A 26,311-nucleotide genomic window follows, 5' to 3' on the forward strand; every position below is an offset into this window, starting at 1 on the left:
TTATGTCTGATGTTTTCGATAACAATAATAATACGAATAACAGAAATAGAAATGATAATAACATAGGTGGAAGAAGCAGAAACAGGCTTGAAGAGGAAATCTATGATGACATAAAAACATATAAGCTTAAAAGAGCATCTTTTGAAAATAGAAAAGACACTCTTAATTTTTCGATGGAAGAAAAAAAAGACGATTCGGATATGAGACACTACGATATCAACAAAAGTAATCAACCTAGTGATTCCAGATCTATGAGAACAAAATCGGAAAATAAAAATTCTAAAATTAGAATAAAAAAGCAACAGACGAGTGGATCTAATACACTAACTTTTGAAAATGAAAAAAAATCTAGAAATTTTATGACTGGAGAAAGATTTACATATAAAAAGGACAATTCCTATATCGAAAGAGAGAGAGAAAGAGAAAACCGACGAAATAATTGGAGACAAAAAAGAGCTGTTGATGTTGAAGACATAGATGACGATGAAGAGTATTATGATGATGAATACGATGTGAGATCGTGGAGATTTCGTCTTTTGAAAAAGATAATTGCCTTTCTTCTTATTATAATGGTTGTCGGTGGTAGTGCCAGTTTTATTTATGTTAAGAGCATAATAAATGATATGCCAGTGTTAACTAAGAAAATGGTGCTAGAAAGCTATATAAATAAGGAACCAGTACCACTATCAAAAATACCGAAAAATTTGCAAAATGCTGTAATATCAATTGAAGATGAAAGATTTTATAGTCATAAGGGCATTGATTATAAATCATTGGTGAGATCCTTTGTTAATAACCTTACAGGGAATATGACTCAAGGTGGAAGTACGATTGATATGCAGGTATCAAAAAATTTGTTGACGAGTAATGAAAAAACTTTGAAAAGAAAAATACAAGATATGTATAATGCAACAGTGTTAAACAAAATCATGACAAAAAATGAAATTTTGGAAGCATATCTTAACAATATTTATCTTGGAAAATCGACTTACGGCGTTCAAGCTGGAGCAAAATTATATTTTGGGAAAAATGTAAATGAATTGAATTTCGGACAATCGACAATGTTGGCGGGTATTACGAACAATCCTAATTTATATCAAAACTATGAGCAGGCAAAGAAGAGACAGGCCATTGTTCTCTACAAGATGTACGAGCTTGGATATATAAAAGAAAACGTATATAAAGCACAATTGTATAGAGATACGCCATTTAAATCAGAGATAGATAAATAAAATGTAAAACAAGCTATTATATTAAAAATCATTTTGATATTAGCTTGTTTTTTTATTATTATAAAGTTTTTTGTGATAAAATCTGTCATTAATTTACCGTTATTTTTAAATATAATCAAGATTGTTTGATAGAATCTTTAATTTTCTAAAGTTAACCTTGATTATGAATTATCATTATGATAAAATATCATTAATCTCAAAATATTTGCAATTATTGAGAAAAATGATAAGGGGGGTTTTTTAATGACAGAGGTTGAAAAAAAAGGATTTGGTGGACATCCGAAGGGCTTATTGCTAGCAAGTATTGCCACTGGAATGAGTAGTTACTTGAAGTATGCAATTGCTGGGTTCACCGTATTGTTTTACACATTAAGTGTTAAGCAGGGAGGTTTGGGATTAGATCGTGAAACTGCTGGTATGATTATTGCTGTATCAGGTTCAGTTGGATCTGTAATACCACTGCTAGGGTCTGTAATCACAGATAGGTATCTAGGTATTCAAAAAGGAATGCTGCTATCATTTTTATTATCTGGAATAGGATATTTATTTTATTACTTATTTGCACCAAACGTAACGATGATTATGGTAGGTTTGACAATAAACATTGCTGCTGGTGCTTTTATGAATAATAATATCACTGCAATAGTAGGTATGCTGTATTCAAACAAAGACCTGACAAAAAAGGATGCTGCATATAGTATTTTCTATATGGCGGTAAATATAGGGTCAATGTTTGGACCGATAATTGGTGGTCTGATTTCTGACAAATGGATGGCTGTTACTGCTGCAGATGGTACAATTGTTTCTTACGGATACAAATATGTGTATTTAATGGCTGCAATCGGTATGTTCCTAACATTTTTATTTATTCTTTTCTTTTCTCCAAAATGGTTAAAGGAAGTAGGTAAATACCCACAGGCAAAGGTAAGCAAAGAAGAAGGCAACTCTGAAAAAGCAAAGCTTACAAATACTGACAAGAAGAGAATTATCGCAATGGGAATTATATTCGTTTTCGTAGTGTTCTATTGGTCAGCATATTTCCAGACTCAGTCGACTATAACAGTTTTTGCATATGATCTAGTAGACCTTCATGTTTTTGGATTCGCAATTCCTGTTTCTTGGTTGATTTCATTTAATGGTATTTTATGTATTATCTTCTCTCCATTACTAGGTATGTACTGGGTGAAAAGAGCAAAATCTCCAAAAGGAGATTGGAAAGTTTCAAATAAGATGGCTTCTGGTATGATAATAACAGGTATTGCATTTTTCATACTATTAATGGGCTTGAGAACATTAAATGGTGTAGTGGACGGAAGTGCCAAGATGAACATTATGTTTATGCTTGTATCATATTTCGTTTTGACAATAGGAGAATTGCTTGTTTCTCCAGTTGGAATGGCTTTGTTTAGTAAGCTTACACCAGTTAGGTATTCATCACTAGGAATGAGTGCTTGGTATTTATGTTATTTCTTCTCTAGTATAGCTTCAGGTAAGCTACTAGGTGTAACTGGAACTTGGGGATACTCAAAAATACTTATTTTAATAGGTGGAGTTTTGGTTGTTTCTGGAATAATAATGTTCTTTATTACTCCTACACTTGAAAAACTGATGTCAATCCAAGAATTGGAAGAAGAGTAAAATTTTATTAATAAAAAACAATAAGCGTTGTTGGAAATGAACTATTTTTAAAAAGTTTCAAAACCATCAACGCTTTTTATGTTTAAGATATAATCTGATAGATTCATTTTTTATGTGAATCTAAATATTTGCCTTATTAGCTATTCTACTTCATAATAGCTCTCTAGTTTAGCTGGAATAGAGATTTTGTTTCATTGGTATTGTCAGTAAAAGATGATTGTCCAATGTAGCTTGCTTTCACAAGATATCTTTTGCTTCCATCGTTATTACAAGTTATTAAAGTTAGCTCTGTCTTATTTGGAGTATCATTTATTACAAATGTGTCAGTAGCTTCAATCAGCTTAATATATTCAGTCTTGTATTCATAAATTTTACCAAAATCAGTAATGTAGATGCGATCGTTGGATTTTATTTTTGGCAATGGCGAAAACAAAATCTTTGGATAATCTGGATAGTTATGAGCTGCCAATGTGTAATTTCCTTGACCCATATTTTGGTTGGCTTTTAGTGTTCCTGCACCATAAGTTAGATAGTGATTGTCAAGACCTTTAAAAATTGGTAATAGCAAATCTATATTCGGTATGGAGATAGCTCCGATTGCAGATGAATAATCGACATTACCTTTTGCATCCCTCACCATATCAAGATTTAGCGATTGAACGCTTTCAAAGTTTATGGGCTCGTTTGAGCTGTTTTTTTCACCACCTGTATTGCTTGAGTTATTTTCATTTGAAGCTGATCCTACTGTAGCTTTATTTTCAGTTGAAGTTTCCTGATTAGAATTTGAAGCGGGAGCTGAATTGCCAGATGTTGGTTTAGTAGTACTGCTGACATTTTTGACTTTCGCTTGTTTTTTTAATTTTGCGGACTCAGTTATTATTTTTATTTTATCAGAGTCATTTTCCTTGAGATTTGTGCTGAGTAAATGTGTTTTTATTGGATTTATTGAAAAAAATACAATAGCCAATATCAGCAGAGCAATAGAAGCCTTCTTTCTACCATCCAATTTTTTATTACTTTTTTTATCCATCAAATTTCCTCCTTGAATCTATATTATTAATTAGTTACAATATTGCTTTATTCACAATGACTTTTACACATAAAAAATCATGCTACCTTATTTATACCAAAAATAGCATGATTTATTCATAACTGAACTTACAAAAAAGATTAATCAATAAAAAATTTATCTTATAAATCTAATTTGTAATCTCCGTAGTTTATGATACCTTTACTTCTCATATATTTCGATACGATTAATGAGATTACTGCTGGCAAAACAAAATGGAAGACTATTATTTCCACGAGAAGTATGGCATTGTTTGAATGTGAGGACATCGTCTGCCATGTCATAAGTTGTCCAACCAAGCCAGATGTTCCCATACCACCACCAGCAGGATTATTTTGAAGCTTCAAAACTACTGTAGATATTGGTCCCAATATCGCACTAGCAATGATTGGCGGAATCCAGATGACAGGCTTGCGCATAATATTTGGAACCTGTAGCATTGATGTACCTAAACCTTGTGCCAAAAGTCCGTTCCATCCGTTTTCTTTAAAGCTAATTACAGCGAATCCAACCATTTGGCAACAACATCCGATTGTCGCTGCTCCAGATGCAATCCCAGAAAGACCGAGTATTATAGATAAAGCTGCTGAGCTTATTGGAAGTGTCAAAACAATACCCATAACTACTGATACTATTATTCCCATTAAAAATGGCTGTAGCTCTGTGGAAATCATAATAAAATGACCTAATGCTGTCATAGCATTCATTAGGATTGGTCCGAGTGTAAATGCAACAATAGATGAAACCATAATCGTTACAAAGGGAGTGACAATAATGTCAATTTTAGTTTTTCCAGAAACTAATCTTCCTATTTCGGCACCAATAACGACAGCGATAAAGGCACCAAGTGGATCACCTGCACCAGAAATAACAAACTGACCTGTTTCGTTTAGCAGCTTCCCTGAATTAAAAGCAGCACCAAATGCACCCACCATACCACTTACTCCAGAGGCGAGAATTACCAGCTTTGGAGATTTAAGTGCATGGGCAACGCCAATACCTATTACAGCTCCAGTCAAGGACATAGCGACTGTAGCAATAGTGATCATAAAGGTTGAAATTGGTCCACTTATGCTTATTCCTATTTGCTTAATAATAAGTCCTATAATCAATGTACAAAATAATCCTAAAGCCATTCCATTTAACGCCTGAATAAAGTACCTATGGAAAAACTTTCTCAGAGTAGGCGATTTGGATTTTTCTGCAATTATTCTATTTTCGATATCATTTTTACCAATATTATTTTTATCAATATTTTTCATCTTTCCCCCTATTAAATTGAAATATTATAACATGACCTGACATATTAAAGAAATAACTTTACATTAAACATTTACAAGTGTCATGACATATATATTATAAATCTTTTATGATAAATAATCAAGTATGAAAATTAAATATGGTATAATAGAATAGTATTAGCATGATTATTTGGGGCGAAAGCAATAAAATAAGTTATATGATTATACTGGATTTTATTTGAACGGTATGCTAATTATCAAACACAGAGCAGTATTTTAGGAGGATGAGATGAAATTTTCTGATATTAAATATGAAAGAGTGTCTTATGAGGATGTTGAACTTAAATTTTTAGGATTAATTGAGAAAATAAGACATTGCAATGATTTTGAAGAAATATTAATATTTATAAATGAGATTAATCGAATTAGGAATCATGCAGATACTATGAAAGAATATGCTTCTATAAGGTATTCAATAGATACTACAGATGAGTTATTTTGTGAGGAAAATAATTATTGGGATGAGTATGACCCATATTTTAAAAAGCTCGATAATGTTTTCTACAAGACATTACTTGAAAAAAATATTAAAAAGGAGCTTGTTGCTGAATTTGGAAAGCAATTTTATTCTATTGTTGAGTTAAAAGCAAAAGCTTTTTCAGAATCAATTGTTGAGCTGTTGCAAATAGAAAATTCGCTTATGAGCGAATATACAAAATTGTTATCTTCTGCAAAGATTGAATTTGATGGGCGAGTGTGTAATCTTTCTGATATGGCACCGTATATGGGCTCGTCTGATAGAGAATTGAGAATGAGAGCGATTAAGCTTCATACTGATTTTTTTGAAAAAAACGAAGAAAGGTTCGATGTGATTTTCGATAAATTAGTTGAAATTAGGCATGAAATGGCTAATAAGCTAGGATATGATAATTTTATTGAGCTTGGCTATATGAGAATGTTGAGAACTGATTACTCCATGAAGGATATAGAAAACTTAAGAAAGCTAGTGATTGAAAAATATGTTCCTTTGGCAAACTCAATATATTTGGAGCAGGCAAATAGGCTAAACTCTGAAAAATTCGATTATTACGATGAAGGAGTTCATTTTTCTGATGGAAATGCAAGATTAATTGGGAATGGTAAATATATTATTTCAAATGGTGCAAAAATGTATAATGAACTTTCTCCTGAGACAAGTGAATTTTATACATATTTGGTAAATAATGAATTGTTCGATGTCAAACCAAGACCAAATAAAGCCATGGGTGGATATTGCACTCTTTTGTCGGAATTTAAAGATCCATTTATTTTTGGAAACTTCAATGGAACTGTTGATGATATTGACGTTTTGACACATGAAATAGGACACGCATTACAAATGTACTTATCTAGAGATATCGATATGCCGGAAATTGCGTTTCCAACGTTAGATAGCTGTGAAATACATTCCATGAGTATGGAATTTTTTACATATCCATGGATGAATTTATTTTTTGGTGACGACGAAGAAAAATATAAGAAATACCATCACGATTCCGCATTGAAATTCATACCATATGGAACCTTGGTTGATCATTTTCAGCATATAATATATGAAAATCCAACCCTTAGTCCTAGTGAAAGAAAAAGTATTTGGAGAGAATTGGAAAAGAAGTATTTGCCACATAGAGACTATTCTGATCTGGCATTTTTGGAAAATGGTGGATATTGGTTTAGGCAGGGACATATCTTTAAAGATCCATTCTATTATATAGATTATGTATTGGCACAGCTTTGTGCTCTGCAATTCTATGAACTGTCTAAATTAGACTACGAAAAAGCATGGAAAAAATACATTGATATATGTAGAGTAGGAGGAAAATATTCATTTTTAGATATTGTCGAAATAGCTGGATTGAAAAATCCATTAAACTATAAGACTACGTGTGAATAGAGCTTGGTTAAAAATATTATTTGATATTATAACAACAAATAATATGTAAATAATATGATTATAGATAAAATAGCTAACTTCAGTAATTCGATTTTTGAAGTTAGCTATTTTTTTGATTATATCACTTTATCATTTTTCCGTTATATTATCTTTTATAGATTTCTATTATCTTTAAGCATTACATCATGAGCTCCACCTTCAACGATTGAAGTCGAAGAAACCAATGTAAGCTTTGCGTTTTTCTGTAGCTCTGGTATTGACAATGCACCACAGTTACACATTGTAGACCTAACTTTTGAAAGAGTCATGCCAACATTATCCTTCAATGAACCCGCATATGGAACATATGAATCAACACCTTCCTCAAAAGAAAGTTTTTTGTCTCCACCAAGGTCGTATCTTTGCCAGTTTCTCGCTCTTGCAGAGCCTTCACCCCAATACTCCTTCATATATACGCCATTTATATTTACCTTGTTTGTAGGTGATTCATCAAATCTAGAGAAATATCTTCCAAGCATTACGAAATCTGCTCCCATGGCAAGGGCCAATGTAATGTGATGATCGTATACTATTCCACCGTCTGAACAAATTGGGATATAAATACCAGTTTCTTCAAAGTATTCATCTCTGGCCTTTGCTACATCAATAACTGAAGTTGCCTGACCTCTTCCTATACCTTTTTGTTCTCTAGTGATACATATTGATCCACCACCGATACCTATCTTGATAAAATCTGCACCAGCCTCTGCCAAAAATCTAAAGCCATCTCTGTCAACAACATTACCAGCTCCAATTTTCACAGTATCGCCATATTTTTCTCTTACCCATGCTATAGTTCTTGCCTGCCACTCTGAATATCCCTCAGATGAGTCTATACATAGAATATCAACTCCAGCATCGACCAATGCCGGTATTCTTTCTTCATAGTCTCTTGTATTGATACCTGCACCCACTACATATCTTTTTAGAGAGTCGTGCAATTCCAAAGGATTTTCCTTGTGAGAATCGTAGTCCTTTCTAAATACCATATACATAAGCTTACCTTCGTCATCTAAAACAGGAAGGGAGTTCAGCTTGTTATCCCAGATAATGTTGTTAGCTTCCTTTAGAGTAACATTTTTATTTGCATAGACAATTTTTTCGATTGGAGTCATAAACTCGCTAACCTTTGTATTTTTATCCATCCTACTAACTCTGTAATCACGACTTGCAACTATACCAAGTAATTTTCCAGTGCTTGTCCCATCATCAGTGATGGCAACTGTAGAGTGCCCAGTTCTTTCCTTTAGGTCCAAAATATCATATAATGTATTTTCAGGTGTTAAATTTGAATCACTGACAACAAATCCAGCCTTGTGCATTTTAACTCTAGTAACCATGGCAGCCTGATTCTCAATTGTTTGAGAGCCATATATAAAAGAAATCCCGCCTTCTTTTGCTAGAGCAACTGCCATTCTATCATCAGAAACGGCTTGCATAACTGCCGAAACTAGTGGTATATTCATAGTAAGAGTAGGTTCTTCACCCTTCTTAAATTTAACTACCGGTGTCTTTAAACTAACGTTTGCTGGTATACAATCAGCAGAAGAATACCCTGGAACTAATAGGTATTCACTAAAAGTTCTCGAAGGTGTATCAAAATAAAAAGCCATTAAATTTTCATCTCCTTTTAAAATAGTGTTGTCCTATATTATATCAAATATTATATTTAGTTTCAAATAAAAAAATAAGATAGAAAAAAAACTTCAAATAGTTTATAATATAATTGGATAATGAATTATAAATAGAACTGAAAAATGGAATAAAAAACGAAAGGAATTAATATGCAGTCCCTAAAACATAAAATTTTAACAGATGGTACGGTAAATAGTCACGAGATTTTAAAGGTAGACAATTTTTTAAACCATCAAATTGATGTTAAGTTTTTAAACGAGATAGGCAAAGAGTTTAGAGAGAGATTCTACGATGTGGAAATAGATAAGATTTTGACTATAGAATCATCAGGCATTGCTATTGCTACTGCCACCTCACAGTATTTTGATTATGTTCCAGTAGTTTTCGCAAAGAAAAATGAGTCTAGTAATTTGGATGAAGATGTTTATAAATCCAAGGTTTTCTCATATACAAAGAACAAGCTATATGATGTCATGGTCTCAAAGAGATATATTTCTAGTGGAGAGAAAATATTGATTGTTGACGATTTTTTGGCGAAAGGCGGAGCAGTGATGGGCTTAATTGACATCATTACTCAAGCAGGTGCAGAGCTCGTTGGAGTAGGAATAGTAATAGAAAAGTCATATCAGGATGGAAGCATACTTTTAGAGGATAAGGGGATAAGAGTTGAATCTTTGGCGTGTATTGAGTCGCTGGAGAATAAAATGATAAAGTTTAAATAAAAATTTATATATTATTAATTATTTAGGAGGAAAAAATGAAATTTTTTATTGATACCGCTAATATCGAAGAAATCAAAGCAGCAAATGAATTAGGTGTAATTTGTGGGGTTACTACAAATCCATCATTGATAGCAAAGGAAGGAAGAGACTTTACTGATGTTGTAAATGAAATAGTTGGCATAGTTGATGGACCAATAAGTGCAGAAGTACTTAGCATGGATCATGCTGAAATGATTAAGGAAGGTGAAAAGCTAGCAGCAATTCACAAAAATATCGTTATCAAAGTTCCAATGTGTGAAGAAGGCTTAAAGGCTGTAAAAGAGTTTACAAAGAGAGGAATTAAGACAAATGTTACATTGATCTTCTCAGCAAGTCAGGCTTTGTTAGCAGCTAGAGCTGGTGCAACTTATGTAAGTCCATTTGTAGGAAGATTAGATGATATATCATTTGACGGACTTAGCTTAATTGACGAAATAACAGAAATTTTTGCAATAAATTCTATAGATACAGAAATAATAGTTGCAAGTGTTAGAAATCCTCTACACGTTATAGATGCAGCAAAAATGGGAGCTGATATCGCCACTGTACCATACAAGGTAATCAAGCAGATGATCAACCACCCACTGACTGATAGAGGTATAGAAGCATTTAACAAGGATATTGAAAAGGCATCTTTAAATATAAAATAAAATATTAAGACACTACAAAGGGATTGCAACTATTATTAATTAGAAGCGATCCCTTTTTCATTTTGAAGTACGAAATTGTGATAGTTTGATATTGACAAAATAATTGATCTGCTTGAAAATTTGAAAACAAATGAAGCTTTTCTAAAAAGATGGCAAGCATACTCAAGAAAAAATATATATGCTAAAGAGATAACATTTGAAGAAGTATTAAAAAATGGAATAAAAATGCTGAGAAAAATGAAAAAATAGTGTTAATACAATTATTCTAATAGTAGAATAATTATTTAAATATTTTTTAATGATGCATCTGATATTTTTTGAAAGCAGTGTTATTTGGAGTCAGAAGTTGTAGGTAGTGAACTTATTACAATATGTAACCTTTGTAACTAAAATGTAATGCTAAATAACACCACTGTAATCAATATTTTTTATAAAAAGTGGTATGATATAAATATAGAAGTAAAGGATGTGATATTATGAAAAAAAGGTTATTTACAATTGGAATTTTAGTTACTGGTTTGGCTTTGGTTAGTCCTATTTCTGGGGCAGTGAATACAAATAAAAAACTTAATAATGCAAATATTAAAGACGATGTTATGTATGTCACAGTATCTGATAGTAATGTTGTCAATAGCAGAGAAAGTAGTAATGAAGCTCCTGAGCTATTGGATAATCAGAGTAGTGTGGTAGTTCAAAAAGTTGAAGAAAAGGTTGATAAAGAATATAACAACAATGATTTGGGTGAAAAAACAACATTAAAAAAGACTAATAAAAAGACTTACAGAAATGTGAAATACGATAAAAAAGCTGTAAATGATGTCAAAAATTCTGTAAAGAATGAGAATATCCAAAATACGGCTTCAAAAAGCAATAATGAAAATGCGGAGGCTACTGTTGAGGCTAAAAAGATTGATTCCTCAGTAGATAGTGTACCAAATAATAATGAAGGTACTGCGTTGACAAAGTCACAGGCATTGGAAGCACTTAAATCAAAAAATTCAAGTGTCGATTATAATTACATGGGAGATGAAAAAGATTTTAGTGTTCTAAAAGAAAAAGGTCATGAAGGCTACGTATACCTACCTGATGTTCCTACTGATATGGGTGTATTTGTAGATAAGAACACAAAAGAGATGTATTATTTCCATCCATCAGGATATATGGATATATATGAATAAAAAAATACTCTAGATTGATACTTAAATTGATATTTTAAGATTTAATGAAAGTTAATATTAATATCTCAAATTTCAATGAGTGATGAATAGTTATATAAGTTTGATTTTAAGAGAACAATAAAATCAAGACATACTGATTATAATAGAATTAAGAAGATGGTAATAGAATTAAAGAATAACTTTTGAGCAGTTTCTGGCTAAAGAGTTATTCTTTTTTGTAGTCTTAATGTTTGTTAATGTGTGGGAAAAACTAACTTCTTGTGATATAATATTAGTATTGAAAAAGGAGATAGATATGAAAAATAAAAAACAGCATTTAAACTCTTTTCTATTTGCTGTTGGAGTTTCAGGGATAGACTACATGATAAAAAACTCTAATGGCAATTTTGAAAAACTATTTCAAGAAGATATTGGCAAAGCTATTGTTTACTATGTGCTATTATTTATTGTGACATTTGTACTTTGTGAAATAGTTTTTGAAAAAATAAAGAAAATGAATAATAGAAAATAGACACTGATGGTGTTTATCTTCATTTATCAATTGGTATGGTTTAGAATAAATAAAAAATATAAGATAATAAATTTAAGTGAGGAGAATTTAATTATATGTGTGGATTTACAGCATTTTTTGATACTGTTGAAAACAAAAATGAAATAATTGACAATATGAATAAAAGGATTTGGCATAGAGGTCCTGATATGTCAGGTAAGTACATAGATGATAATGCAGCAATGGGATTTGTTAGATTGAGCATACTTGACTTATCTGAATCGGGTGCTCAGCCAATGTACAGTGAGGATGGTAACAAAATTCTCGTATTCAACGGTGAAATATATAATTATCAGGATATTAAGGATGATTTGATAGCCAAAGGATATCACTTTATAAGTGAAACAGATAGTGAGGTACTTATTCATGGATATACAGAATATGGAACTGACTTGGTAAATAGACTTAGAGGTATGTTTGCTTTTTGTATATGGGACAAGCAGAATAAAAGAGTTTTTGGAGCCAGAGATCACTTTGGTATAAAGCCATATTATTTTTACAAATACAAAAATGGGAATGAAAATGGCTTGTTGATTGGCTCTGAAATTAAGAGCTTCTTGGAACACCCATTGTTTAAGAAAGAGTTGAACGAAAAGGCATTAAAACCGTATTTGACTTTCCAATATTCATCTCAGGCTGATGAAACATTTTTCAAGGGGGTTGAAAGATTAAAACCTGGGCATTTCTTTGTCTTTGAAAATGGAGAAATGAAAATTGAAAAATATTGGGATGTCAGCTTTAATGACAAACATCACACAGTTGATGAAAATATCAAAAAAATTCAATCAGTTATGGAAGAGTCTATTAAGCTTCACAGCCATACTGATGTTCCATTTGGTTCATTTTTATCTGGAGGTATAGACTCAAGTTACGTTACAGCGTGTTTGATGCCAGATGTTACTTTTTCGATAGGTTTTATGCAGGAAAATTTTGATGAGTCAATCTATGCAGCTGAATTATCGAAAATATTGGGAATAAAGAACATAAGAAAAACTATTACAGGAGATGATTGTCTTGGAAATCTTGAAACAATTCAATATCATATGGATGAGCCACAGTCAAACCCTTCGACTTTGCCACTGTATTTCTTATCAAAGCTTGTAAGGGATAATGGTGTAATAGTTGTTCTTTCTGGAGAAGGTGCTGACGAAATATTTGGTGGATATGAGTGGTATGACGATGATGCCGGACAGAAAAAACTGAAAAAATTGCCGAACTTTATTTTAAAGCCAGCAGCTGCAATAGCCAAGGGATTACCTGAATTTAGAGGAAAAACTACGCTGTTGAGAGCAGGAAGACCTGTTGAGGAAACATTTATAGGAGAGGCTTTGATATTTGATGAAGGAGAGGCAAAATCAATACTTAAGCCGAGATTCCAAAATTCTAGAACTGTTAGACAAATCACTCAACCGATTTACGATATGGTAAAGGGCAAGGATGATGTAACAAAAAAACAGATGATAGATATAAAGCTGTTTTTATGGAAGGGGATATTCTTCAAAAAGCGGATAAGATGAGTATGGCACATTCTATAGAGCTTAGAGTACCATTCCTTGATAAAGAGGTAATGCGTGTCGGTGAAGAAATTGGTACTGAGCAAAAAATTGCGAATGGTACGACAAAATATATTCTTAGAAAAACTGCCGAACAGAAGCTACCTGAAGAATGGTATAAGAGAAAGAAAAAAGGATTCCCAGTGCCTATCAAGCATTGGTTTAGAGAAGAAAAGTATTATAATTTTGTCAAAGACTATTTCAATAAGCCATATGTAGCTGAATTCTTTGAAGAAGAAAAAATAAATAAAATACTTGATGAACACTACAATGGTATATCAAATAATGCCAGAAAAATTTATACTATATTGGTATTCTTGGTGTGGTACGAAAGATATTTTATAAAGGAAAGCTAATATACAAAAGAAAAGCTAATATACAAAAGAAAAGCTAATATACAAAAGAAAAGCCAATATAAAAAAGAAAAGCTAATATACAAAAATAAGATTAATACAAAATAATAAAAGAAATATAAAAAAGTAAGGCTAATATTTAGTCAATTAAAGATATTAATATTTTAGGAAGGAGAAATTTTTATGAAGAAGAAAAGTAACATATTAATTTTTATCCTTCCTATTTTGTTTATTTTATTGTCGATTGGATTAAAGCATGGATATGTCATGCCTATGATTAAAGGTATTGATATACGAATAATCGGTGGAACATTTATTACAAATCTTAATAAGTACGTTATTAAGGTTGGAGATGAGGTAAATGTATCGGCAGGAGACTACATCGTTGTACCTTCCTTTGCGAAGAAACCCGATCTAAAGTTTGTAATATTGGATAAGAAAAATGTACTAACCATGAAAAACAACAAGATAAAAGCATTGAGAGAGGGCTATTCCACGATTGGAATAATGAATAAAAATCGTGTTTTGAGAAAAGCGACAATAATGGTAGTAAATCCGAAAATAAATGATTTAAAAATCAATCTCGGATCAGATTTAAACTATTACGGAGATAGATCAAAAATACAAAGTGTAGTTGACATTGAAGAGTATAAAAAATTGGAAAAAGGGTACAAATTTAATTATTCGACTACAGATCCGAAAATATTAAAGATAGAGAACGATTATGTTGAAGCAGTTGGAACTGGAGAAGCAAAATTGATTTCAAGGTATGATAGGAAAGAGATCCAAAAAACAATAAAGATATATCCTAGGGTCGATGAGTTGAGTATAGATAAATACTTTGAGCTTGAACAAAATCAAAGTGTTGATTTGAATCCAAGTATTAAAACATCTCCAAACAATGAAAAATCAGAGGTTAAATATTCTGTACTAGACAATGTTGACCAGTCGAAGTATGATGAAAATAAAAGAATTATAAATGGAGATTCTGGAATAGAAACTAGCTATGGTATTACAATTGATGCAAACGGAAGAGTCAACGCCAATAGAATTGGTACATACCAAGTAGAAATTAATTCTGGAAATAAAAAAACGTACACATCTATTTCTGTAGTAAAGCCCGAATTTGAAAATATCGAAATAAAGAACCTACAATACAGATTGAGCAATGACAAGGATAGTAGCACACTTGAAATCGGATGGGACTTTTCTGAATATGTAAATACTTATAGAGTTTATCTAAAAAAAGGCGATGGCGAATTTGAGGCATTTACAAATATTAAAGCATATAAGAGAAGTGTTCCAGTAGGAAATAGAGTCTCAACAATATTAAAGTTGGAAAAAAATCAAGACTATCAAATATATGTTGTGGGATATAATGGTGTCAAAGAAACAAAGCCTAGCAATATTGTAACTATTGGAAAGGATCTAAATGTAGAATTTCAGAATAGAAAAGTCAAGGGGCTTGACTATAATATAGACTTTGAAAAGAAAACAATTCATCTAAAATGGAGGCATCTTGACAATAAGCAAAAATATAAATACAGAGTTTATTATGTGAACAAGAAGCTTCAGGAGGAAAAATACATATTGTATGCTAAAAATATTGAGAAAAACAATGTTACATTGAAATTGAAGGATGGAAGTATTAATTATGAATTCTTTGTCGTAGCGATTAATTCAAAGGGGCAAGTGTCCGATTTCAGCAAAGCCTTACCAGTGTATACAAGTTTAAGTGATTAAGAAAAAAAGATATTTTCTTCGTCAAATTTATTATATTTTATAGTTGACAGTAATTTTATTCGTTGATATACTATAGTGTATGTATTAAGTATATTTCAAAGATGTAGGTACTGTTTTTAGGTTCCTACAAAAACAAAGCATAAATACAATATTACTGTGAAGAGAAGAGTAGTTGTTGATCAATTTTTACAGCGAGCTAGTTGTGGTGAGAGTCTAGTGTAATATCAATAGTGAAGAACATCTCGGAGTTTCAGTCTGAAAGGCATTTTGCTTATTAGGATTTGACGTTTGGACACGTTATAGTCTGACTAAGAGATCGATTTATCGATAATTAGGGTGGTACCGCGATTTAACACACATCGTCCCTTTGAGGATGTTGTGTGTTTTTTTATATTGAGGAGGAATAAGAAATGCAAAAGAAATTTTTAGAAGTAAAATCGCTATATAGAAATAGTGATGAGTATTTGGGTAAAAGTGTAAGCGTTGCTGGATGGATAAGAACGTCTAGAATTTCAAAAAGTTTTGGGTTTATTGAATTGAACGATGGTTCATTTTTTAAAAATCTTCAAATAGTGGTTGATGAAAATAAGATTGATAATTTTGCTGAAATATCAAAGCTACCGATATCTTCATCATTATTGATAGAGGGAGAATTAGTTAAGGTAGACAATGCAAAAAATCCAATAGAGATTCATGCTACAAAAGTGGTGGTTGAAGGAGAATCAGATTCATCATATCCACTACAGAAGAAAAAGCATACCTTTGAGTATTTGAGAACAATAGCTCATCTAAGACCGAGAAGTAATACATTCTCTGCAGTATTTAGAGTAAGATCAGTGGTTGCATATGCAATACATAAATTTTTCCAGGAAAGAAATTTTGTTTATGCACACACTCCAATTATAACAGGAAGTGATGCAGAGGGTGCAGGGGAAATGTTTAGAATAACGACTTTGGATATGACAAATCCTCCGCTAAATGAAGACGGAAGCATTGATTTTAGCCAAGATTTCTTTGGTAAAGAGGCAAATCTTACAGTTTCTGGTCAGCTGAACGGTGAAATTATGGCACTTGCTTTCAGAAATATATACACTTTTGGACCTACTTTTAGAGCTGAAAACTCATATACTGCCAGACACGCATCTGAGTTTTGGATGGTTGAGCCTGAAATAAGCTTTGCTGATTTGGAAGATAATATGGAATTGGCTGAAGATTTAATTAAATATATAATAAATTTTGTTCTAGAAAATTGCCCTGAAGAAATGGCATTTTTCAATAGCTTCATTGATAAGGGACTACTAGACAGACTTGATAATATAGTAAGCTCCGATTTTGTTAGAATAACATATACGGAAGCTATAGATTTGTTATTAAAGTCAGATCATACTTTTGAATATCCTGTAGAATGGGGATGTGATCTTCAGACTGAGCATGAAAGATATATTACAGAACAGATATACAATGCTCCAGTGTTTGTAACTGATTATCCAAAAGATATCAAGGCATTTTACATGAGAGCCAATGATGACGGAAAAACAGTTAGAGCCATGGATCTTTTAGTACCAGGTGTTGGGGAAATAATTGGTGGTTCTCAGAGGGAAGAAAGATATGAAGTATTGATGGATAGAATAAAGGAAATGGGTCTAAAGGAAGAGGACTATTGGTGGTATCTTGAACTTAGAAAATTCGGAACAGCAACTCATTCAGGTTTTGGATTAGGATTTGAAAGAATTATAATGTATTTGACAGGTGTTTCTAACATTAGAGATGTGATACCATTCCCAAGAACACCAAAAAATGCTGAGTTCTAGGTTTTAGACATAGTTCCATCTGCTTTTCATTAATTGTGGAATGGAATGATAATTTAATAATACATAAAGCATTGATGATACTTGAGCATAAAGTGTGTTGTCAATGCTTTTTTACTGTTAACATTTAACGATTATTAAGTATTCTCACTGTTATGGAATTTTTAAGATATTAAGAGTAGTATTTATGGTATAATTAGATAAGATTAATATAATGAATTTTATAAATATAATATGGTGGTGAGATTTGTTGAGGGAAATAAAAGAATCAAAACTAAGGATTAGAAAGAATAAGAAGGATAGTAGTATAGATACCTTGAATATTACTATGGAGCTAGAAAAGACATTAAATATAAATCAGACCTTGGAATTAGAAAGAGAAAAAATGAAAAGAGAGAGAAAGCGATTTGCATTAAAGATTGTTCTCGCTCTAGTTGTTGTGCTTTCAATAATTTCAAGTATTGGGTATATAATATGGTTAAACAAGACATACAAGGTCAATGAATATGCCAACCATGCGATGATTTCGAGTTATGGTGTAGATATTCAAAAATTGGAGGACTCTGCCTTGCTTTTTACCAACAATTCAAATAAAGGGGATATCGGCATTATCATTATTCCTGCAGAAAGGGTTGAACAAAAGTCATATGCGAGGTTTTCAAAAAGTCTGGCAAGGAAGAATCATCAAGTTTTCGTACCAAAATTGACATTGAACTCCGCAATGTTTTCGAAAAGTAAAATAGAGGAAATATTTAAAAGGCATGAGGATATAACAAAATGGATTGTGATTGGACATTCAGATAGTGGCAACACGGCACTGAAGATTGCTGCAAATGAAAAAAAGGTAATAGGTGCTGTATTTTTAGGATCATATGTGATAGGCGATGATTTAAAGCTAATAAATAAACCATCATTGTTGATTTGGGGAACTAATGATGGAATACTTGATTTTTCAAAGTTTAATGAGTTTAAGAAAAATCTGCCGGAAAAGACATTTTTCCATGAGATTGTCGGAGGAAACAATTCCAATTTTGCAGACATACAATTGCTAAATAAAGACAACAATGCAAATATATCAAACGAAGAACAGCAAAATCAGGTAGTTGAGCAGGTTCAAAAATTTATTGAAAATATTAATTCACAAAAATAAATAAAAAATACACTCTTTGCTGGAGGTGGTTTTATGGAAGATATTAAAAAGAAATATATTATGGCACTTGACGCTGGTACAACAAGCTGTAGAGCGATTCTATTCAACGTAGATGGAACAATCCACAAATTGTCACAAAAGGAATTTAAGCAATATTATCCTGATGATGCTTGGGTGGAGCATGATGCACTTGAAATCTGGGGAACTATGATGGGAGTGATGAGAGAAGTTATAGAGTTCTCTGGTATATCGCCGAAAGAAATTCATTGCATAGGGATAACAAATCAAAGAGAAACAACTGTTGTCTGGGACAAAAATACCGGCAAACCGATTTATAATGCCATAGTTTGGCAGTGTAGAAGAACTGCTCAAATGTGTTTGGAATTTGAAGAAAAAGGGCTTGGAGAAATGATAAGGCTAAAAACAGGGCTTCCTATAGATGCCTATTTCTCAGCCAGCAAAATAAAATGGATACTAGATAATGTTGATGGAGCAATGGAAAAGGCAAATAATGGAGAGCTGTTGTTTGGAACTATAGATACTTGGTTAATTTGGAATCTTACGAGAGGAAGGGAACACGTAACTGACTACTCAAATGCTTCAAGAACCATGCTGTTCAATATAAATGAATTGGCATGGGACGACGAGCTATTAGAGCTTTTTGGAATACCGAAAAGCATGATGCCAACTCCAATGCCTTCTAATTCCATATTCGGTCACACTGATAAGGAAATGCTTGCAAGCTCTCAAATTCCTATTTCAGGCTGTGCAGGAGATCAGCAGGCGTCCTTGTTTGGGCAGAAATGTCTCGATATAGGTGATGTGAAAAATACCTATGGAACTGGATGCTTCGTAATGATGAATACAGGAGAAAATATTATAAGGTCTAACAATGGCTTGATAACTACTATTGCATGGGGGATTGGTGACAAGGTTCAATATGCTCTTGAAGGAAGTATTTTTGTTGCTGGATCACTGATTCAATGGCTTAGGGATAGTCTAAGAATGCTGAAAACTTCCGAACAGAGTGAAAAATATGCCACAGCAGTTGAAGATAACAATGGAGTTTATGTTGTACCAGCTTTTACAGGGCTTGGAGCACCATATTGGGATATGTATGCAAGAGGTACAATCGTGGGCTTGACAAGAGGGGCAACAAAGGAACATATTATCAGAGCATGTTTGGAATCTATAGCATATCAAAGTAAGGATGTTATTTTGGATATGCAAAAGGATTTAAATTCTCCTATAAAAAAACTAAAGGTCGATGGCGGTGCCAGCAATAATAGTTTTTTGATGCAGTTTCAAGCCGATATACTGGGGATTGAAGTAAAAAAATCATATTTGTCTGAAAGTACGGCACTTGGAGCAGCGTTATTGGCAGGCTTGGGATGTGGAGTATACGATGATTTATCCGAAGTAAGAAGTATGTTATTTGACGAAAAAAAATATTCCCCTGACAAAAATAGAGAAAAATACGAGGAATATTATAATAATTGGTTAAGAGCTGTAAATAGATCTCTTAATTGGAAAAAGGAAAGTGATTAGAATGGTGAAAAATAAACATCATAATTTGGCAGAAAAATACTGGAACAATCTTTTGTCCGGTTATATAACGCTGGCTCGATTTCCAAATGATTTTTATAATAATGAATCAAAAAAATTTAGTATGATTCAAAAATCAATTAAGAAAACGGCGTTTAGAAATATGCTGTCATATTGTGAGAAAAACTCAATAAATTTGGATTCACTTTTGGATACTGTTTTTGGAATAGTTTTGCAAAAATTTACCCATGAAGATGACGTAGTTTTCGGAAAAAATAGCAATCTGCTTCCAATAAGAATCAACACAAATAACTACAATATGAGGTTTATCGATTTCTGTAGAAGTATTATGAATCAAACAATTGAATCTCATGAGTACAGTTATTACGTTGGATGCTCCAGTACCTTTAAGAACGCTGTAAACGACAAGCTTATAAATACAGCGTTTCTATTCAACGTATTTGATGATAACAGCAATTCTGATGAACAGCTCGATAAGCTCGATATGTACATGAGGGTAAGTGTGCATGACGGATTAAAAATTAAGCTGATGTACAGACAATCCTATTACGATAAAAATACAGCTAGAAGTGTGGTTTATCTTTTCAAATACATTCTTCAGCAGATTATATCGAATCCTGGAATTCGCTTGAGAGAAATTCAGAATATGAAAGAAGAGCATAGAGATTTGTTTACAAAGACGAATGAATCCAATATATACGAATTTGATAAGACAGTTGGTTACTTGAATAAATTGAAGGAACAGATAGAAAAAACACCTGAAAATATTGCCATATGCGATATAAATAAGAGCATTACATATAGAGAAATGGACGAAATTACTGATAGAATAGCAGCATATTTAAACCATATTGGCATTGGAGTAGGAGATACGGTTGCAGTCTTGCAGGAGAGAACAATTTATGTTCCTTTGGCTGCAATTTCTGTGATAAAGGCTGGAGCAGTCTTTTTTCCAATAGATAGAGCAAATCCAGATGAGAGATTGGGGTATCTTTTGGAAGATGGACAAGCAAAGGTTATACTTACCTGTGATTCTCTGTTGGAAAGAATTAAGAGCTGTGGCTGGAAATATGATATTGTGAGTATGGATGATGAAACAGTCAGAAACAATGATTTCGAGCTTAAAATAAACAAATACAATCCTAAAGGGGAGGCTTATAGAATATCTACCTCTGGAACTACTGGTAGACCGAAGTGTATTAGTATCAGGCACGAAAGCCTAATGAATATGTGCTACTATTCAATAGACTATATAAAAGCAACTGAAAAAGATAAGTGCGGAATATATTTGAGCTTTAGTTTTGATGCCATTATGAAGCAGATATTTCCTTATTTATTGGTTGGAGCTTCTGTGGATGTCATACCAGAAATTTCAAGAGTTGACGAATACTCCCTTGAAAGCTATTGTATGCTTAAAGGGATCACTATATTGGCATTGCCTTCAATATTGGGCAAGCTATTTGTTATGAATTGCTCTTGTCCTACCTTGAGAGTTTTACAGGTCGGTGGTGATAAATTTAAGGGCTATAGGAAAAGAAACTATGAAATTTATAACGAATATGGTCCAGCAGAGTTCACTGTTTTGTGTACTCAGTTTCACGTGGATAAATACTATGAACAAGTTCCAGTGGGAAAGGCTGTGTACAATACTGAAATATATGTTTTAGATAAGTATGACAATATTTGTTCCGTTGGTATGCCAGGTGAATTGTGCCTTTCTGGTATTCAGATTGCAAACGGATACTTGAATAATGAAGAACAAAATAAATCGTCCTTCGTAAAAAATCCATTTGCCCATGACGAAAATTCTCAGATTATGTATAGAACAGGTGATTTGGCGAAGTGGATTGATGATGAGGGCACCATCTCTGTTTTGGGAAGAATGGATTCTCAGATAAAAATAAATGGAATAAGAATAGAGATCTTCGAAATTGAAAATATGATAAATATGATTCCAGAGATAAAAAATAGTGTAGTGGTGAAAAGGGAAGACGAAAATGGCGAAAACTATTTAGACGCTTATTTTGTACCATATGAGGATTATTATGAAGAAAAAAAAGTTGAAGGCTTTCTAATGGAAAACCTACCTCCCCATATGATTCCACGAAACATTGCCAGGTTGTGTGTGTTGCCAGTCACACCGATTGGAAAGGTGGATAAAAAATCACTGCCAAAGTTGTAGTTATTGTTATTTTATATATTAAAAGGAGCCATTTGGCTCCTTTTAATATATAAATTTAAAAATTATGTGCTATATTGACGCTTGCTACATTGATGTTTCAATAAGCTTATCCAGCAAATCAGAATATGAAAGGCCTCTTGCTGCAGCACTTTTCGGAATAAGACTTGTTTCTGTCATTCCTGGCAAAGTATTTAATTCAAGCAAGTACACATCTCCATCGTCAGTTATTATATAGTCGACTCTGACATATCCTTTGCAATTGTATGCATTCCAACACTTTGATGAAGTCGATAAAACCTTTTCGTCCAATTCTTTTGGTAATTCGACAACAACTTCCTTCGCACCATTGGTAGTGGAATATTTTGCTTCATAGTTAAAAAACTCTTGCTCAGACGTTATTTTGATAGTTGGGTATATTTCACCATTCAATACAAATGATGTATATTCGACACCCTTGATATATTTTTCGATCATGACAATCTCATCGTACTTTAAGCCTTCTCTTACTGCATTTTCTACATCTTCTTTATCCTTAACAAAAAAAGTAGCCACGCTCGAACCACCTGAATTAGGCTTGATAAAAACTGGATATCCAAGTCTATCGATATCGTCATAATTTATTTCATCTACACTCTTTACTGTCAGCCAATCTGCAGTCAAGATGTCATTTTGTCTTGCTATTGTCTTGGTAAAATTCTTATCCATCAATATTCCACTAGTAAGTGGACTACATCCACAGTATTTTATGTCCATTGAATCAAGAATAGATTGAATACAACCGTCTTCTCCAAATTTTCCGTGTAGACCCAATATTACCAAATCGACGTCTTTATCGAGATTGAAAACATCAGTCTTGTTGTCTATCTTAAAATCTAATACATCATATTTATCTTTCTTTAGATTTTCAACCATAGCTTTACCTGATTTTAATGAAACCTCTCTCTCTGAAGAGATTCCACCATATATTACAGCAACTTTCATAATGTACCCCCTTTTAGTCATTTATGATATATGATAATTATACACGTAAACACACCAATATTGCAATACTATTGACTGATAAAAACAATTCAATACTTTATTTTGTAAGAAAAATGTCATTGTTTTAGCATAATTTTCTAATAAAAAAAGACTAATAAATAAAATGGCATAATAAAAACAAGCAAAATAGATTAAAATAGCGGGTAAACCTTGAATAAAATCTATTTTTCTGATAGTATTATAGTATATAAATTAAAAAAATATTTCGATGTAGAGATATTTTCTATGTCAAAAATTTACCTCGAATATATGGGTAAAAGAAGGAGTATATTATGAACATTGAAATAATTTCTGTTGGTACAGAACTGCTATTGGGAGATATTTTAAACTCCAATGCTCAATTTCTCTCAAGAGAAATAGCAAATTTGGGAATGAATGTGTATACACAAATGACTGTTGGTGATAATATTGACAGGTTGGTTGACTGTTTTGAGTTCGCATTTAGAAGGGCTGATATTGTCATAACTACAGGTGGATTAGGTCCTACAACTGACGATATAACAAAGGAAGGCGCAGCAAAATATTTTAATCAAGAGCTAAGGTTAAACGAACACTATTGGAAAATTATTCTTGAAAAATGTGCAAAGTTCAGTGGTGACATAAGTAAGGTTCCAGCTAATAATATCAGACAAGCTATGTTTCCTGAAGAATCAACAATAATTCCAAACAATAATGGAACTGCGCCCGGAGCAATTTTTGCCAAGGATGGTAAAAAGATAATTGTTTTACCTGGACCACCAAGAGAAATGAAAGCGATGTTTAGAGAAAATGTATTGCCGTTATTGATTTCTGAATCTAAAGAAATAATAAAGTCAAAATACATTAGATTCTTTGGAATAGGTGAATCGTCACTTGAGCTCAAATTAATCGATCTACTAAATAGTCAAACCAATCCGACTATGGCGCTATATGCAAAGGAAGGCGAAGTTTTGATTAGGGTAACAGCAAAATGTAAGACGAGCGAGGAATGTGACTTGCTAATAGATGGGTTAGTGTCCAAAGTCGAAGAAATTTGTGGAGAATACATATATCTAATAGGTGATGAAAGCATTTCAGATAGTCAATCGGAATTAGATACTGTCGTCGCAAGGATGTTGGTTGAAAGTGGCTTAAAGATTTCAATAGCCGAATCATGTACTGGCGGACTGATAGCTTCATCTTTAATAAGTTATCCAGGTATTTCTTCATCACTAATGGAAGGATGTGTTACATATTCGAACGAGGCGAAGATTCATAGATTGGGTGTAAATAAGGACACTCTGGACAAATTTGGTGCTGTGAGCAGAGAAACTGCAATGGAGATGGCAATAGGAATAGCCAAATCTCTAGGAGTCGATATTGGTATTTCTACGACTGGAATTGCAGGTCCAAATGGGGAAAGTGAAGAAAAACCGATTGGATTGGTGTATTTTGGTGTATATAATAGAGGAGAAGTATATTCTATAAAACGAATTTTTACAGGTGATAGAAATATGGTAAGAAATAGAGCAACAAAATTTGCTCTTAATGAAATTAGACTGCTATTGAAAAAATAGCTTTTATGTAAAAATTTGAATTATATAGATTCAGAAAAAAACGTATGATGGAGGCTTTATGATAAAAAATATTTTCTGTGATTTAGATGGAACTTTATATAATGATTCTATTTCTGAGAGAGATATTAGAGCTATTGAGCTTGCTGAGAGCTTGGGTATTCAATTCAATATTGCAACAGGAAGAGTGTATACTCACGCTCAGAATATTATAGAAAATATCAGCTTTAATGGATATCTTATATGTGAAAATGGTTCTTATATATACGATAGGGACAATCAGTGCATATTCAAGGGGGTTTTGTCGGATACGCAGATAAAAAGAATTATTGAGGTTTACAGTTCAATTGATTATATAGACTTTGATAAAGACGTTATTTATTTCAAATATGACGGTGAAGTGATTATGCCAAATGATGGATCTAAATCTGGCTATTTCAAAAGTGGTTACAAAATTGATCCAGAAATAATGTCAAAAATAACCTATGATTCAAACGTTGGCAATATTGGAATTTCTTCACTAGATGGCGATAAGCTGAATATGCTAGTTGAGGATTTCAAAAAGAAAATAGGTCATGAGTGCGAGGTCTATATTTCAAGCGAGTATACTATGAATATAGTACCAAAACTTATATCAAAGTTTGATGCTATTAAACAGGTTTGTAAAATGAATAATATAACTTTGGACGAGGTAGCGACTATTGGCGACTCTCCAAACGATATAAGTATGCTAGGTGGCGTTAAAATGAGCTTCGCAATGTCAAAATCTGTTGAAGCTGTGAAATCTTCAGCTACTTACGAAACTCCATCGGTTGCTGATGCGATTAACATGATAATAGATTATAACTCAGTCTTAAAATAATATTTGTTGAATGAATGGTTGGTGGTAGTATGATTAGTAATTTTAATTTTAGTGGAATATTTGATAGTAAAAATAGCAAAAAATTTATCGTGCTTGGAGTTATACTATTGGCAATAGGAACTTATTGCATTTCGAGAAAAAATATTGGAATTAATGTATTTTCATGGGGAATGGGGATTGCCTTTCTGTATGGTGCTTGGTTAAGTCTAAAAAATTTAAACGAGCTTACAAGATACTCTGACAAAAAAGAAATCAACAAAGCCAGAATGAAGTGCATGGGATTATTTGTAACCGCCATTTTATTATTCATTTTTCCGAGGCAAGTAAATATGCTGCTATCAATTTCAATAGGATTATTTTTATTGGTTAGAGAGTTGCAAAATTATATGAACTACAGAAGATTTTCGACTGTTTACTTTAGTACATCAAATGTATTAAAACTATTGGTCGGAATATTATTGATAGTTTCTCCACTATTTTTGAGTAGATTCTTAGTGAGTATACTATCTGGTATAGTAATAATTTTCGGAGTATATTTTATAGTTGTGGGAATAAACATTATAAATAGAGAAGGCAATAGATAATATTTGCAGTA

22 protein-coding genes and 1 other annotated feature are annotated in these 26,311 nt (G+C 32.5%); of the genes, 18 read left to right on the forward strand and 4 right to left on the reverse strand.

Annotation, left to right across the window (positions count from 1 at the left end):
* The first annotated feature begins 2 nt into the window (after positions 1–2).
* Together FYJ71_RS03500 and FYJ71_RS03505 are read left to right on the forward strand one after the other, a co-directional pair.
* Positions 3–1,232 (forward strand): transglycosylase domain-containing protein, encoded by a 1,230-nt coding sequence (locus tag FYJ71_RS03500; RefSeq protein WP_235899047.1) that lies wholly within the window; start codon positions 3–5, stop codon positions 1,230–1,232.
* 243 nt (positions 1,233–1,475) lie between these two features.
* Positions 1,476–2,870, forward strand: a complete 1,395-nt coding sequence (locus FYJ71_RS03505) for a peptide MFS transporter (protein ID WP_154537399.1) — start codon at positions 1,476–1,478, stop codon at positions 2,868–2,870.
* A 163-nt stretch (positions 2,871–3,033) separates the two neighbouring features.
* Here the strand turns inward: FYJ71_RS03505 and FYJ71_RS03510 are convergent, their stop codons facing one another.
* Positions 3,034–3,900, reverse strand: coding sequence for a class A sortase (locus FYJ71_RS03510; protein ID WP_154537400.1), 867 nt, complete (start codon positions 3,898–3,900; stop codon positions 3,034–3,036).
* Positions 3,901–4,061: 161 nt separating this feature from the next.
* Positions 4,062–5,201, reverse strand: coding sequence for a PTS transporter subunit IIC (locus FYJ71_RS03515; protein WP_154537401.1), 1,140 nt, complete (start codon positions 5,199–5,201; stop codon positions 4,062–4,064).
* A gap of 268 nt (positions 5,202–5,469) precedes the next feature.
* On the opposite strand from FYJ71_RS03515, the gene FYJ71_RS03520 reads away from it, so the two are divergent.
* On the forward strand, positions 5,470–7,113 hold the full coding sequence (locus tag FYJ71_RS03520; RefSeq protein WP_154537402.1) for a M3 family oligoendopeptidase: 1,644 nt from the start codon (positions 5,470–5,472) through the stop codon (positions 7,111–7,113).
* Between the two features lie 152 nt (positions 7,114–7,265).
* On the opposite strand, the gene FYJ71_RS03525 is transcribed toward FYJ71_RS03520, so the two are convergent.
* The gene (locus tag FYJ71_RS03525) at positions 7,266–8,765 is read right to left on the reverse strand and encodes an IMP dehydrogenase (protein ID WP_154537403.1); all 1,500 of its coding nucleotides are present in this window, start codon (positions 8,763–8,765) and stop codon (positions 7,266–7,268) included.
* Between the two features lie 171 nt (positions 8,766–8,936).
* Here FYJ71_RS03525 and FYJ71_RS03530 point away from each other — a divergent pair, with 171 nt between their 5' ends.
* From FYJ71_RS03530 to FYJ71_RS03575, 12 genes are all read left to right on the forward strand, one after another.
* Positions 8,937–9,509: a xanthine phosphoribosyltransferase gene (locus FYJ71_RS03530; RefSeq protein WP_154537404.1), complete on the forward strand. Its 573-nt coding sequence runs from the start codon at positions 8,937–8,939 to the stop codon at positions 9,507–9,509.
* Between the two features lie 35 nt (positions 9,510–9,544).
* The gene (gene fsa / locus FYJ71_RS03535) at positions 9,545–10,198 is read left to right on the forward strand and encodes a fructose-6-phosphate aldolase (protein WP_154537405.1); all 654 of its coding nucleotides are present in this window, start codon (positions 9,545–9,547) and stop codon (positions 10,196–10,198) included.
* A gap of 120 nt (positions 10,199–10,318) precedes the next feature.
* The gene (locus FYJ71_RS10040; protein ID WP_268878330.1) at positions 10,319–10,447 is read left to right on the forward strand and encodes a hypothetical protein; all 129 of its coding nucleotides are present in this window, start codon (positions 10,319–10,321) and stop codon (positions 10,445–10,447) included.
* A gap of 227 nt (positions 10,448–10,674) precedes the next feature.
* Positions 10,675–11,376, forward strand: a complete 702-nt coding sequence (locus FYJ71_RS03540) for a hypothetical protein (RefSeq protein WP_154537406.1) — start codon at positions 10,675–10,677, stop codon at positions 11,374–11,376.
* Between the two features lie 295 nt (positions 11,377–11,671).
* The gene (locus FYJ71_RS03545) at positions 11,672–11,887 is read left to right on the forward strand and encodes a hypothetical protein (RefSeq protein ID WP_154537407.1); all 216 of its coding nucleotides are present in this window, start codon (positions 11,672–11,674) and stop codon (positions 11,885–11,887) included.
* A gap of 95 nt (positions 11,888–11,982) precedes the next feature.
* Positions 11,983–13,443, forward strand: a complete 1,461-nt coding sequence (gene asnB / locus FYJ71_RS03550; protein ID WP_268878331.1) for an asparagine synthase (glutamine-hydrolyzing) — start codon at positions 11,983–11,985, stop codon at positions 13,441–13,443.
* Positions 13,440–13,835, forward strand: a complete 396-nt coding sequence (locus FYJ71_RS10045; RefSeq protein WP_268878332.1) for an asparagine synthase C-terminal domain-containing protein — start codon at positions 13,440–13,442, stop codon at positions 13,833–13,835. The genes asnB and FYJ71_RS10045 overlap by 4 nt, the downstream gene beginning before the upstream one ends.
* A gap of 180 nt (positions 13,836–14,015) precedes the next feature.
* Positions 14,016–15,575, forward strand: coding sequence for a fibronectin type III domain-containing protein (locus FYJ71_RS03555; protein ID WP_154537408.1), 1,560 nt, complete (start codon positions 14,016–14,018; stop codon positions 15,573–15,575).
* A 147-nt stretch (positions 15,576–15,722) separates the two neighbouring features.
* Positions 15,723–15,945, forward strand: a binding site (T-box leader).
* Between the two features lie 40 nt (positions 15,946–15,985).
* On the forward strand, positions 15,986–17,386 hold the full coding sequence (asnS, locus tag FYJ71_RS03560) for an asparagine--tRNA ligase (RefSeq protein ID WP_154537409.1): 1,401 nt from the start codon (positions 15,986–15,988) through the stop codon (positions 17,384–17,386).
* Positions 17,387–17,630: 244 nt separating this feature from the next.
* The gene (locus tag FYJ71_RS03565) at positions 17,631–18,533 is read left to right on the forward strand and encodes an alpha/beta hydrolase (protein ID WP_154537410.1); all 903 of its coding nucleotides are present in this window, start codon (positions 17,631–17,633) and stop codon (positions 18,531–18,533) included.
* A gap of 33 nt (positions 18,534–18,566) precedes the next feature.
* On the forward strand, positions 18,567–20,081 hold the full coding sequence (glpK, locus tag FYJ71_RS03570; protein WP_154537411.1) for a glycerol kinase GlpK: 1,515 nt from the start codon (positions 18,567–18,569) through the stop codon (positions 20,079–20,081).
* Between the two features lies 1 nt (position 20,082).
* Positions 20,083–22,281 carry an AMP-binding protein gene (locus FYJ71_RS03575; protein WP_154537412.1) on the forward strand — a complete coding sequence of 733 codons (2,199 nt, stop codon included), beginning with the start codon at positions 20,083–20,085 and terminating at the stop codon, positions 22,279–22,281.
* 84 nt (positions 22,282–22,365) lie between these two features.
* Here FYJ71_RS03575 and FYJ71_RS03580 read toward each other — a convergent pair whose 3' ends face one another.
* Positions 22,366–23,262: a D-alanine--D-alanine ligase gene (locus tag FYJ71_RS03580; RefSeq protein WP_154537413.1), complete on the reverse strand. Its 897-nt coding sequence runs from the start codon at positions 23,260–23,262 to the stop codon at positions 22,366–22,368.
* A gap of 332 nt (positions 23,263–23,594) precedes the next feature.
* Here FYJ71_RS03580 and FYJ71_RS03585 point away from each other — a divergent pair, with 332 nt between their 5' ends.
* From FYJ71_RS03585 to FYJ71_RS03595, 3 genes are read left to right on the forward strand one after another with little or no spacing between them, the layout of a single operon-like run.
* Positions 23,595–24,857, forward strand: a complete 1,263-nt coding sequence (locus tag FYJ71_RS03585; protein WP_154537414.1) for a competence/damage-inducible protein A — start codon at positions 23,595–23,597, stop codon at positions 24,855–24,857.
* Positions 24,858–24,915: 58 nt separating this feature from the next.
* Positions 24,916–25,716, forward strand: coding sequence for a Cof-type HAD-IIB family hydrolase (locus FYJ71_RS03590; protein ID WP_154537415.1), 801 nt, complete (start codon positions 24,916–24,918; stop codon positions 25,714–25,716).
* Positions 25,717–25,745: 29 nt separating this feature from the next.
* The gene (locus FYJ71_RS03595; RefSeq protein WP_235899048.1) at positions 25,746–26,300 is read left to right on the forward strand and encodes a DUF308 domain-containing protein; all 555 of its coding nucleotides are present in this window, start codon (positions 25,746–25,748) and stop codon (positions 26,298–26,300) included.
* The last annotated feature ends 11 nt before the right edge of the window (positions 26,301–26,311 follow it).

It is taken from the genome of Peptostreptococcus porci (assembly GCF_009695815.1).
GTDB lineage: Bacteria > Bacillota > Clostridia > Peptostreptococcales > Peptostreptococcaceae > Peptostreptococcus > Peptostreptococcus porci.